The sequence below is a fragment of the Streptomyces hygroscopicus subsp. hygroscopicus genome (genome assembly GCF_001553455.1).
GTDB lineage: Bacteria > Actinomycetota > Actinomycetes > Streptomycetales > Streptomycetaceae > Streptomyces > Streptomyces hygroscopicus.
Genome location: NZ_BBOX01000287.1, coordinates 1 through 12,042 on the forward strand (window position 1 = coordinate 1; position 12,042 = coordinate 12,042).

11 protein-coding genes are annotated in these 12,042 nt (G+C 72.8%); 4 read left to right on the forward strand and 7 right to left on the reverse strand.

The window, feature by feature from the left end:
• Positions 1–1,976 (forward strand): glycoside hydrolase family 3 C-terminal domain-containing protein (locus AXW62_RS26890; RefSeq protein WP_060946793.1); only part of this gene is annotated, 1,976 nt, incomplete at its 5' end.
• A gap of 266 nt (positions 1,977–2,242) precedes the next feature.
• Here AXW62_RS26890 and AXW62_RS26895 read toward each other — a convergent pair.
• Positions 2,243–3,217, reverse strand: coding sequence for an SGNH/GDSL hydrolase family protein (locus AXW62_RS26895; protein ID WP_079115815.1), 975 nt, complete (start codon positions 3,215–3,217; stop codon positions 2,243–2,245).
• Between the two features lie 325 nt (positions 3,218–3,542).
• Between AXW62_RS26895 and AXW62_RS26900 the strand changes: the two genes are divergently transcribed.
• Together AXW62_RS26900 and AXW62_RS26905 are read left to right on the forward strand one after the other, a co-directional pair.
• On the forward strand, positions 3,543–4,037 hold the full coding sequence (locus tag AXW62_RS26900) for a DUF3145 domain-containing protein (RefSeq protein WP_030826067.1): 495 nt from the start codon (positions 3,543–3,545) through the stop codon (positions 4,035–4,037).
• A 209-nt stretch (positions 4,038–4,246) separates the two neighbouring features.
• Positions 4,247–5,140, forward strand: a complete 894-nt coding sequence (locus AXW62_RS26905) for an NAD(P)-dependent oxidoreductase (RefSeq protein ID WP_060946795.1) — start codon at positions 4,247–4,249, stop codon at positions 5,138–5,140.
• Between the two features lie 254 nt (positions 5,141–5,394).
• Here AXW62_RS26905 and fabF read toward each other — a convergent pair whose 3' ends face one another.
• The 5 genes from fabF to AXW62_RS26930 form a co-directional block, all read right to left on the reverse strand.
• On the reverse strand, positions 5,395–6,660 hold the full coding sequence (fabF, locus tag AXW62_RS26910) for a beta-ketoacyl-ACP synthase II (RefSeq protein ID WP_030826061.1): 1,266 nt from the start codon (positions 6,658–6,660) through the stop codon (positions 5,395–5,397).
• Between the two features lie 73 nt (positions 6,661–6,733).
• Positions 6,734–6,982 (reverse strand): acyl carrier protein, encoded by a 249-nt coding sequence (locus tag AXW62_RS26915; RefSeq protein WP_020871568.1) that lies wholly within the window; start codon positions 6,980–6,982, stop codon positions 6,734–6,736.
• A gap of 82 nt (positions 6,983–7,064) precedes the next feature.
• Entirely contained in the window at positions 7,065–8,075 is a 1,011-nt protein-coding gene (locus AXW62_RS26920) for a ketoacyl-ACP synthase III (RefSeq protein ID WP_060946796.1), read from the reverse strand.
• Complete coding sequence (locus tag AXW62_RS26925) at positions 8,072–9,067, reverse strand: ACP S-malonyltransferase (protein WP_060946797.1); 996 nt, start codon at positions 9,065–9,067, stop codon at positions 8,072–8,074. Before AXW62_RS26925 ends, AXW62_RS26920 begins: the two co-directional genes overlap by 4 nt.
• A gap of 89 nt (positions 9,068–9,156) precedes the next feature.
• Positions 9,157–10,341 carry a PucR family transcriptional regulator gene (locus tag AXW62_RS26930; RefSeq protein WP_060946798.1) on the reverse strand — a complete coding sequence of 395 codons (1,185 nt, stop codon included), beginning with the start codon at positions 10,339–10,341 and terminating at the stop codon, positions 9,157–9,159.
• Positions 10,342–10,474: 133 nt separating this feature from the next.
• Between AXW62_RS26930 and AXW62_RS26935 the strand changes: the two genes are divergently transcribed.
• Positions 10,475–11,143, forward strand: a complete 669-nt coding sequence (locus AXW62_RS26935; protein ID WP_060946813.1) for a pirin family protein — start codon at positions 10,475–10,477, stop codon at positions 11,141–11,143.
• Here the strand turns inward: AXW62_RS26935 and AXW62_RS26940 are convergent.
• Entirely contained in the window at positions 11,134–11,979 is an 846-nt protein-coding gene (locus AXW62_RS26940; protein WP_060946799.1) for a serine hydrolase domain-containing protein, read from the reverse strand. The genes AXW62_RS26935 and AXW62_RS26940 overlap by 10 nt on opposite strands.
• Positions 11,980–12,042 lie beyond the last annotated feature (63 nt).

Consider the following 12,042-nt stretch of genomic DNA (forward strand, 5'->3'; position numbering starts at 1 on the left):
AGAACGCCCGCCCCTGGGGCGTCATGGCCGCCTACAACGGGGTCAACGGCTCCACCATGACCGAGCACCGGCGGCTGCAGCAGGGCGTGCTGCGCGGTGAATGGGGCTTCGACGGCTTCATCGTCTCCGACTGGATGGCCGCCCGCGACACCGTGCGGGCGCTGAAGGGCGGGCTCGACGTCGCGATGCCCGGTCCGCGGACCGTCTACGGCGAGGCGCTGGCCGCCGCGGTGCGCGAGGGCCGGGTGACCGAGGCGGAGCTGGACGGGGCGGTGCGGCGGCTGCTCACCCTGGCCGCCCGGGTCGGCGCCCTGGACGGAGCGGCTCCGGCCGTCGCCCCCGCCGACCGGCCCGGCCCGATCGACGGGGACGCGCTGGCCCGCGAGATCGCCCGGCGGTCCTTCGTGCTGCTGCGGAACGAGGCCGCCGGCGGCCGGGATGCGGTGCTGCCCCTCGGCACCGGCGGCCCCGGCGGGGTGCGGTCGCTGGCGCTGATCGGCGCGGCGGCGCGCGACGCCCGGGTGCTGGGCGGCGGCTCGGCGGTCGTCTTCCCCGACCATGTGGTCTCACCGCTCGACGGGCTGCGGGCCGCCCTGCCGCCGGACGTCGCGCTGAGCTATGCCGTGGGCGCCGACCCCACTGATGAGCTCGCCCCGGCCGCCCGGGGATTCGAGCTGCGCGCCGTGGTCCGGGCGGCCGACGGGCGGGTGCTCGGCGAGTCGCGGCTGCCCAGCGGGCAGGTGCAGTGGATCGGCGACTTCCCCGCCGGCGTGAGCTACGAGGAGCTGCACACCGTCGAGACCGTCGGCACCTTCACCCCGCGCGAGAGCGGTGCGCACACCTTCGGCACCAGGGGGCTGGGCGGCCTCCGGCTGGTCGTGGACGGGCAGGTGCTCTTCGAGGGGGAGCAGCTCCCGGCGGCCGTCGACGACCCCTTCGAGGCGTTCCTGGGCTCACCCGTGCCGCGGGGACAGGTGCGGCTCACCGCTGGCGTACCGGTGGAGGTCAGCCTCAGCTGCGCGGTGGCGCGGCCCGAGGAGGCCCTCCTCGACGCCGTCTGCTTCAGTCTGATGCACCGGGCCCCGGAGCGGGACGCCGAGGAGCTGATCCAGGAGGCCGTCGCCGCGGCCTCGGCGGCCGAGGCCGCCGTGGTGGTGGTCGCCACCACCGAGCGGGTCGAGAGCGAGGGGTTCGACCGCCGGCACCTGCGGCTGCCGGGCCGTCAGGACGAGCTGGTGCGGCGGGTCGCCGCCACCGGCACCCCCACCGTGGTGGTGGTCAACGCGGGCTCCCCGGTCGAGATGGACTGGCGGGAGGAGGTCGCCGCCGTGCTGCTGAGCTGGTTCCCCGGCCAGGAGGCCGGGGCCGCGCTCGCCGATGTCCTGCTGGGCGCGGAGGAGCCCGGCGGCCGGCTGCCCACGACCTGGCCCGCGCGGCTGGCGGACGCCCCGGTGCGCGAGGTGACCCCGAGCGGGGGCCGGCTGGTCTACGAGGAGGGCCTGTTCATCGGCTACCGGGCATGGGAGCGGCGCCAGGGCGCCGCCCCGGCGTACTGGTTCGGGCACGGCCTCGGCTACACCGACTGGGCGTACGAGGCGGTGCGCTTCACCCCCGCGCGGGCCGCCGGCGGGCGCGACGCGGGGGAGGACGACGAGGCGTTGGGGACCGTGACCGTGCGGGTCCGCAACACCGGGGCGCGGGCCGGGCGGGAGGTCGTCCAGATCTATCTCACCGTGCCCGAGGACGACGGCGAGGAGCGCCCCGTGCGGCGCCTCGCGGGCTTCGCCCCGGTCACCGCGGGCCCGGGGGAGACGGCGGAGGCGTCCATCACCTTGCCCCGCCGGGCGGCGGAGGTCTGGGACGAGGAGCGGAACGCCTGGCGGCTGGTCCCCGGCGGCTATACGGCGGAGGCGGGCCGCAGCGTGGCCGACCGCCGTATCTCGGTGCCGGTGCCGGTGGCGGTGCCGACCCGCTGACCGGACGGCCTGCGGCCGGGCGCGCGCCTGACCGCCGTGGCCCGGTCGGACAGGCCGGACCGTCTGGACCTTCGGGGCCATGGTGGGCTGGAAGCGCTTCGCTTCTCGGTGCCGGTGGCGGCGCCGACGCGCTGACCGGACGGTCTGCGGCCGGGCGTCCGCCTGGCCACCGTGGCCCGGTCGGACCGGCCGGCCCGTCCGGATCGGCCGGATCGGACGGATCGGACGGACCACAGTGGGCCGGAAACGCTTCGCTCGGCCCGCGCTCAGGACGTGGAGGCGGTGATGCGGCGGTAGGCCATGTCGGCGAGCTGCTGCTGGCCCGCCTTGCTGGGGTGGAACCAGTCCCACTTGCTCAGCTCGGCCGACGTGAAGCGGTACTCGTGCACCGCCGGGTCGAACCGGCACAGCACATCCCGCCCGCAGGTGTCCTTCAGCACCTTGTTGTACTCCGTCACGCGGTCCGCCACCTGCTGCCGCCGGGCGTTGGAGGCGGCGTCCAGGGCGTCGGAGTCCTTCAGCATCGACGGGCAGATGCCCAGCTTCCAGATCTGGCGGCCGAAGATGTTCTTCCGTCCCTCCGACCACAGCCGCTTCAGATCCGGCACGCTGGCCACATACACCTGGGTCTTCGGCAGATCGCGGCGCAGCCGGGTGAGCGCGGAGGTGAAGGTGGTGCGGAACTGCTCGACGGAGGTCATGTCCTCGACCGAGTCCCGGCAGGCGTCGTTGGCGCCGATCATCACGGTGATCAGCTTCGGCTTGTGGGCCGCGGCCGCCTCGATCTGGCCGGGGAGGTCGGCCACGACCGCGCCGGTCTTGGCGAAGTTCCAGGCGTGCGTCCCCGCGCGGGCGGTGGCGGCGGGCAGCAGCCGCTGGGCGAGGCTCTGCACATCCGTGCCGGTGGACCAGGACACCTCGGGGCAGTCGGAGAGCACCGAACACGCGTCGAAGCCGCGCGTGATGGAATCGCCCAGGGAGGCGATCGAGCTCGGCCGGGTGTTCCAGACGATCGCGCGCTTGGCGCCGGGGGTCTTCTCGGCGCGGTCGGGCCCGTGCCGGGAGGGGCCGTCCGAGCTGCCGAAACAGCCCGCCGAGCTGAGCACGGCGGCGGCGGTGAACAGCACGGCGCCGGTGCGTCCGGCCGTGCGCGACATGGTGCGCGGGGTCGGGCGCGCGACCGCACGCGTGGTCGAGGAAGCGGCCGCCGGTCGCTTCCGGCGTGCAGCGCTGGCCCGCATGGCTGTTCCCCCTCCGGCTGTTGGGTGATATCTATCCGGACCGACGGTACGTCACTCTTCCGGCTGTCGCGCACGGTACGTTTTTCTTGTGCCGGATGAGCGTCGTCCCTGCGGCTTGGCGCGCTGTGCGGTACACAGAACCTTACGCCACGTCACATCCTGTCCAGTTTCTAGAGAATTCTGCACGATAAATTTCACTGAAGGTAACGTCGAGACTGGTGTGGGAGTGATCACTAGGGCAGAATGTGATCCGATGTCCCGGGCGGGACCGGTACGGGCGCGAGGCCGCTGGGGAAGGCGCACCTCAACCGCACAGGAGGCCCCGGTGACGACACGTGGAGTTCTGTATGTGCACTCCGCTCCGCGCGCGCTGTGCCCGCACGTCGAATGGGCCATCGCGGGCGTCCTCGGTGTGCGCGTCACCCTCGACTGGATCAAACAGCCCGCCGCGAACGGCACCTGGCGGGCCGAGTTCTCCTGGCAGGGCGAGGTCGGTACGGCCTCCAAGCTGGCGTCCGCGCTCCGCGGCTGGCATCTGCTGCGCTTCGAGGTGACCGCCGAGCCCTGCGCCACCGCCGAGGGCGAGCGCTACAGCTCCACCCCGGAGCTGGGCATCTTCCACGCGGTCACCGGAATGCACGGTGACATCCTGATCCCCGAGGACCGGCTGCGCGCCGCCCTCGCCCGCTCCGCCCGCGGCGAGAGCGATCTGGAGGAGGAGATCGCCAAGCTGCTCGGCAAGCCCTGGGACGACGAGTTGGAGCCGTTCCGCTACGCGGGTGAGGGCGCGCCCGTCCGCTGGCTGCACCAGGTCGTCTGAGGGCGGCACCGGGGCCGTCTGACGGCGGCACCGGGCGGTCCGCCGACGGTACCCGCGCCGGGTCACCCGCCAGCCGTGCCGTGCGGTCCGTCGGCCGCGCCGGGCCGCCCGCCACCCCTACCGGGCCGTCGCCGTCCGGGCGCCTGACGCACCGCCACCGGCTCCTACGCTTCCCGCGCCCGGAGCCTTCGACGTTTTAGCGTGGCGAGATGACCGAACAACTCCCGGCAACGTCCGTCGCGGTCCTCGGCACCGGCATCATGGGCTCCGGTATGGCCCGCAATCTCGCCCGCTCCGGGCTCGACGTCCGTGCGTGGAACCGCACCCGCTCCAAGGCCGAGCCGCTTACCGCGGACGGCGTACGCGTCACCGACACCCCGGCCGAGGCGGTGGACGGCGCGGATGCCGTCCTGACGATCCTCTACGACGGCGCCGCGACCCTCGAGACGATGCGGCAGGCCGCCCCCGCGCTGCGCCCCGGCACCGTCTGGGCCCAGGCCACCACGGCGGGGCTCGACGCCCTGGAATCGCTCGCCGCGTTCGCCCGCGAGAACGATCTCGCCCTCATCGACTCGCCCGTCCTCGGCACCAAGCAGCCCGCCGAGAGCGGGCAGCTTCTGGTGCTGGCCTCCGGACCCAACGCCGTCCGCCCGGTCGTCTGGCCGGTCTTCGACGCGATCGGCAGCCGTACGGTGTGGGTCGGCGAAAGCGCCGAGGAGGCCGCCGCCACCCGGCTCAAGCTGGTGCTCAACAGCTGGGTGCTGAACGTCACCCACGGCACCGCGGAGGCGCTCGCCCTCGCCAAGGGGCTGGGCGTGGACTGGCAGCACTTCCTGGACGCGGTGGAGGGCGGCCCGCTGGACAACGGCTACATGCGGGCCAAGTCGGCCCAGTTGCTCCGGGGCGACCTCGAGCCCAGCTTCGCGACCAAGACGGCCGAGAAGGACGCCCGGCTGATCGTGGAGGCGGGTCGGCGCGCGGGGGTGCGGCTGGACGTGACGGCCGCGGGGGCCGAGCGGTTCCGCCGCGCCACCGGGGCGGGCCACGGCGACGAGGACATGGTGGCCTCGTACTTCGCCAGCTTCGACGGCGAAGCCCCCTGAAGGGCCCCCGAAGAAGCTCCCTGGAGGGGGCTCCTGGGCGCCTTCCGACGGGCCCCGAAGAGGTTCCCTGAAGACGCCTCCTGAAGGGCTCCCCTGAGAACGCCTCCTGAGAACGCCTCCCGAGGACGCCCCTCAAGAGGCCCCCCTGAAGACGCCCCCGCAACGGACGCGGCCCCGACACACGAGCGGCCCGTCCCCGGCCGGAGCCGGGGACGGGCCGCACCCGTCGATCCGCGCGTCGGAGCGCCAGGCGGTCAGACCGTGCGGAAGGCCAGCACCACGTTGTGGCCGCCGAAGCCGAACGAGTCGTTCAGCGCCACGATCGGGCCCTCGCCCGGCAGCGCCCGCGCCTCGCCGGTCACGACGTCCGCGTCCGCCTCCGGGTCCAGCGTGTCGAGGTTGATCGTCGGCGGGGCCATCCGGTGGTACAGGGCGAGCACGCTGGCCACCGTCTCCACACCGCCCGCGCCGCCGAGCAGATGGCCCGTCATGGACTTGGTGGCGGAGATCGCCATGTGGTCCACGTCGTCGCCGAACACCTTGCGCAGCGCCTTGAGCTCCGCCAGGTCGCCCTGCGGCGTCGAGGTCGCGTGCGCGTTGACGTGCGCGATCTCCGCACCGTTGAGGCCGGTGTGCTCCACCAGGTTCTGCAGCGCGCTCCCGATGCCGTTGCCGGACGGCTCCGGCTGGGTGATGTGGTGGGCGTCGGCCGAGATGCCCTGGCCGATGGCCTGCGCGTACACCCGGGCGCCGCGTGCGGCGGCGTGCTCGGCCGACTCCAGGACGATGGCGCCCGAGCCCTCGCCCATCACGAAGCCGTTGCGGTCGACGTCGAACGGGCGCGAGGCGCCCTGTGGGTCGTCGTTGTTCTTGGACATCGCCATCATGTTGCCGAAGGCGGCGATGGGCAGCGGGTGGATGGACGCCTCGGTGCCGCCCGCCACGACCACGTCGGCGCGGCCGGTGCGGATCATCTCGATGGCGTAGCCGATGGCCTCGGCGCCGGAGGCGCACGCGCTCACCGGGGTGTGCGCGCCCGCGCGGGCGTTGAGGGCGATGCTGACGTTCGCCGCCGGGCTGTTGGGCATCAGCATCGGCACGGTGTGCGGGGAGACCTTGCGGACGCCCTTCTCGCGCATCACGTCGTACTGCTCGAGCAGGGTGGTGACTCCGCCGATGCCGGAGGCCACGACCGCGCCGAGCCGGTCGGGGTCGATCGAGGCGTCTTCGCCCGCCTTGGCGGTGAAACCCGCGTCCGCCCATGCCTCACGGGCCGCGATCAGGGCGAACTGCGCGGAACGGTCGAGCTTGCGGGCCTGGGGGCGCGGGATGATCGTGCCCGGCTCCACCGCGATCTTCGCGGCGATGCGGACCGGCAGCTCGGCCGCCCATTCCTCGTCCAGGAGGCTGACCCCGGACCGGCCGGCCAGCAGGGCCTCCCAGGTCGATGGGGCGTCGCCACCCAGCGGCGTCGTGGCACCAACACCGGTGACGACCACGGTGCGATTGGTCGAGTTCACAGGAATTCTTACTCCACGTGTAGAAGGTGCTGGATATGCCACCGCTTGGGTGGCGACAACCGGCCCCGAGAGCTCAGCCCTGGTGCTTGAGGATGTAGTCGACGGCGTCGCCGACCGTCTTGAGGTTCTTGACGTCGTCGTCCGGGATCTTCACGTCGAAGCGCTCCTCGGCGGCGACGACCACCTCGACCATGGACAGCGAGTCGACGTCCAGGTCGTCGGTGAAGGACTTGTCCAGCAGGACGTCCTCGGTCGGGATACCGGCGATCTCGTTGACGATCTCGGCGAGACCCTCGAGGATCTCTTCCTGAGTGGCGGCCATTGCGGCGCTCCTTCTTCAGTGTGTTGCGGTGGTGGCGCAGCATCCGACTTCTGCGGGGCTGCGTGGGTATGGACTATGGAGCCTAAGGGAGGGTAACGACCGTCGCTGCGTAGACGAGACCCGCTCCGAATCCGATGACGAGCGCGGTGTCGCCGCTCTTCGCCTGCCCCGTCGCCAACAGCCGCTCCATGGCGAGCGGGATGGAGGCGGCCGAGGTGTTGCCGGTGGTCTCCACATCACGGGCGACCGTGACGTGCTCCGGCAGCTTGAGGGTTTTGATCATCGAGTCGATGATCCGCATATTGGCCTGGTGGGGGATGAACGCGTCGAGTTCGTCCGCGGCGACCCCGGCCTCGTCCAGGGCCTGCTGGGCGACCTTCGCCATCTCGTAGACGGCCCAGCGGAAGACCGCCTGGCCCTCCTGGCGCAGCGCCGGGTAGCGCACGTCCGCGGCGGACTGGTCGCGGTAGACGTCCCAGGGCAGCGTCTGGCTGATGGTGTCGGACTTGTCGCCCTCCGAGCCCCAGACCGTCGGGCCGATCGCGGGCTCCTTGGAGGGGCCGACGACCACGGCGCCCGCGCCGTCACCGAACAGGAAGGCCGTCGCCCGGTCCTCCAGATCGGTCAGGTCGGAAAGCCGTTCGACGCCGATGACCAGCACGTATTCAGCGGTGCCGTCGGTGATCATGCCCTTGGCGAGGGTGAGCCCGTAGCCGAAGCCCGCGCAGCCCGCCGAGATGTCGAACGCGGCCGGCTTGCCGGTGCCGAGCAGATGCGCGATCTCGGTGGCGATCGCCGGGGTCTGCTTGAGGTGCGAGACCGTCGAGACGATCACGGCGCCGATCTGCTCGGGCGTCAGCCCCGCGTCGGCGATGGCCTTGCCGCCCGCCTCCACGGACATGGCGGCGACCGTCTCGTCCGGACCGGCCCAGTGACGCGTGGCGATGCCCGAACGGGTGCGGATCCACTCGTCCGAGGAGTCGATGTGCTTCAGGATCTCCTCGTTGGGCACCACCCGGGTGGGCCGGTAGCCGCCGACGCCGAGAATGCGCGCGTACGGGGCGCCCTTGCTGGGCCTGATCTTCGCGGTCATGCTTCTCGGGGCTCCTCTTCGGCCGGTGTGTCGACGGCGGGGGCGGCGTGCTCGCCGATCAGCGCACGGGCCGCGTCGAGATCGTCCGGAGTCTTCAGCGCCAGGGTGGCGACGCCCGGCAGGGCGCGCTTGGCGATGCCGGTGAGCGTCCCGCCCGGGGCCACCTCGATCAGCGCCGTGACGCCCAACTCCTGGAAGGTCTCCATGCACAGGTCCCAGCGCACCGGGTTGGACACCTGGGCGACCAGTCGCTCGACCACTTCGGTGCCGGACGCCACGACCCCGCCGTCGCGGTTGGAGACGTAAGCCGTGCGCGGATCGGCCACCGGAACGCCCGGGACCAGAGCCTCGAGCGCGGCGACCGCCGGTGCCATGTGGTCGGTGTGGAACGCGCCGGCCACCTTGAGCGGTACGACGCGGCGCACCCCCTCCGGCTTGTCCTCGGCCAGCGCCGCCAGCTGTTCGGCGGTGCCCGCGGCCACGATCTGCCCGGCGCCGTTGACGTTCGCCGGGGTCAGGCCGTGCTTGTCGAGGTGGGCGACGACATCGTCATGCTCACCACCCAGTATGGCGGCCATACCGGTCTCGGTGCGGCTCGCGGCCTCCGCCATGGCCAGTCCGCGCCGGCGGACCAGCACCATGGCCGCCTCGTGGCTGAGCACACCGGCGGCCGCGGCCGCGGTGATCTCGCCGACGCTGTGGCCCGCGACCGCGCCGATACGGTTCGGCAGCTGCGCCAGACCGGTCGCGCCCTCGATGCCCTCGGCGAACAGTGCGTGGGCGGAGGCCAGACCGGCGGCCACCAGCAGCGGCTGGGCCACCGCGGTGTCGCGGATCTCCTCCTCATCGGCCTGGGTGCCGTAGTGGATGAGGTCCAGACCGGAGACGGCCGACCACCACGTCAGGCGTTCGGCGACGCCGGGGAGATCGAGCCACGGGGTCAGGAAGCCGGGCTTTTGAGCGCCCTGGCCGGGAGCGACGAGTACGAGCACTCTCACACTCTCTCTTGTGGGTGGTCCGGCCCGCCCGTGAGGACAAGGACGAAGAACGGTCAGGGGAATTGTGGGAGTCCGACAAACGGTCAGGGCAATATGTTCGCATCGGCAAGACGGCCCAGGATCAGGGCTATGCGCAGCGTAAACGCCGACCTGACGTCGGAGGGCGACCACCCGGTGACGTCGGTCACACGTCGTAGCCGGTAGCGCACGGTGTTCGGGTGGACGAAGAGCATCCGGGCCGCGCCCTCCAGACTGCTCGCCTGTTCGAGGTACACACTCAGCGTCTCCAGCAGCGCCGACCCGGCTTCCTCCAGCGGTCTGTAGATCTCCTCCACCAACTGCTCGCGAGCGGCCGGATCCCCGGCCATCGCCCGCTCGGGCAGCAGATCGTCCGCGAGCACCGGACGGGGGGCGTCCGGCCATGCGGTGCACGCCTTCAGCCCGGCCGCCGCCGCCCCCGCCGAGCGGGTCGCGGCCAGCAGGTCGGAGACCACGGGACCGGCCACCACCGGACCCGGGGCATACGGTCCGATCAGCGCCTTCGCCGCCTGGAGCGGATTGTCCGAGCCGCCCGCGACCACCACCAGCCGGTCCCCCAGCACCCCGGTGAGGACCTGGAGTTTGGCGTGGCGGGCGGCCCGCCGGATCGCCTCCACCGTCAGCTCGCTGTCCCCGTCGGGGGCGGTGCCCAGCACCACGCACACATGCTCGGGGGAGTTCCAGCCCAGGGCGGCGGCGCGGGACAGCGCCCCCTCGTCCGCCTCCCCCGACAGCACCGCGTTGACCACCAGCGACTCCAGCCGGGCGTCCCAGGCGCCGCGCGCCTCGGCGGCCTGCGCGTACACCTGGGCGGTGGCGAAGGCGATCTCCCGCGCGTACACCAACAGCGCCTCGCGCAGCACCGACTCGTCGCCCGGGGCCGCCACGTCGTCGATCGCGGACTCCATGACCTCGATGGTGGTACGGACCATCTCCACGGTCTGCCGCAGGGTGATCGCCCGGGTCAGCTCGCGCGGGGCGGTGCCGAACACATCGGTGCTGATCGCCTGGGGTGCCTCGGGGTGGCGAAACCATTCCGTGAAGGCCGCGATGCCCGCCTGTGCCACCAGCCCGATCCAGGAGCGGTTCTCGGGCGGCATCGCGCGGTACCACGGCAGCTGCTCGTCCATGCGCGCGATGGCGCTGGCGGCGAGCTTCCCGGAGGACTTCTCCAGGCGGCGCAGGGTGGCACTGTGCGGATGCGGGGTGTTCGAGGCTGGTTCAGGCACGAGGACAAGACTGCCTTATCGGGTGGTGAGCGCTGGGGGCGGGAGGCTACGCGGAGGTAGGGGCCGGGACTGGGGAGGCGGTAGGGAGGCGGCAGAGGGGACGGGTCCGGGGCGCACTACCGTGGACCGGGTGATGTGGATACAGCGGTCCGGTGCACGGTATCCGGGCGGGGAGGACGCGGGCATCGAGACGCGCCACGCCTTTTCCTTCTCTGGACACTACGATCCGGACAACGTGCGGTTCGGGTCCCTGGTCGCCTGCAACGAGGAGCGGCTCGCCCCCGGGGCGGGCTTCGCCGAACATCCACACCGCGACCTGGAGATCGTCACCTGGGTCGTCGAGGGCGAGCTGACCCACCAGGACTCCACCGGAGCGCGCACCGTGGTGCGGCCCGGCGATGTGCAGCGGCTCAGCGCCGGCGGCGGGGTGCGCCACACCGAGCGCAACGCGGGCGCGGAACCCCTCACCTTTGTCCAGATGTGGCTGGTGCCGGGCCCGGACGCCGCGACCGACCCCGGGTACGAGGTGGTGCGCGGCATCGCCGACGGCACCCCGTACGCGCTGGAGCGCACCGAGGCGGTGCTGCACATCCGGCGGCCGGCGGCCGGCGAGCGCATCGCGCTGCCGGCCGCGCCGTGGGTGTACGCGCACGTGGTGCGCGGTGCGGTGCGGATCGGCGGGGAGACCCTCACCCCCGGCGACGCGGCCCGGATCTCCGGCGCGCGGGGGCTTCAGGGGCGGGCCGAGGGCCCCGCGGAGCTGCTGGTCTGGGAGATGCGCGCGGAGCCGGTCTACGGCTGACCGCCGCCCCGGGACGACGGGCCCCGGCCCAGCTCCGCCAGGACCGCGTCGGTCAGCGCGGGCCAGACCTCGATCGCCCAGGGGCCGAAGGCCCGGTCGGTCAGGGTGACGCAGGCGGCACGCGCGTCCGGATCCACCCAGAGGAACGTCCCGGACTGGCCGAAATGGCCGAAGGTGCGGGGCGAGGAGGATGCGCCGGTCCAGTGCGGCGACTTGCCGTCGCGTATCTCGAAGCCGAGTCCCCAGTCGTTGGGCTTCTGGTGTCCGTAGCCGGGCAGCACACCGGTCAGCCCCGGATGGACCACGGAGGTGGCCCCGGCCAGCGTCTCGGCCGCCAGCAGCCGCGGGGCCTGCAGCTCCGCCGCGAAGCGCACCAGGTCCTCCACGGTCGAGACGCCGTCCTTGGCGGGCGAGCCGGACAGCTCGGTGGCGGTCATGCCGAGCGGCTCCAGCACCGCCTGGCGCAGATACTCCGGGAACGGGATGTCGGTGGCCTTGGCGATATGGTCGCCCAGCACCTCGAACCCCGCGTTGGAGTAGAGCCGGCGGTTGCCGGGCGCGGCGACCGACCGGTGCTCGTCGAAGGCGAGCCCGGAGGTGTGCGCCAGCAGATGGCGCACCGTGGAGCCCTCGGGCCCCGCCGGTTCGTCCAGCTCCACCGCGCCCTCCTCGACGGCGACCAGCGCGGCGTACGCGGCGAGCGGTTTGGTGACCGAAGCGAGGGGGAAACGGTGGCCGGTCGGGCCGTACGATCCGGCCAGGGTGCCGTCCGCCCTCACGACGGCGGCCGCCGCCGTCGGGACCGGCCAGTTCTCGATCATCCGCAGGCTCTCCATGCCCCAGAGCCTAGTGCCGGGCGCCGGACGGCCTCGCGGCACCCAAGATTCCGCCAAAACTTC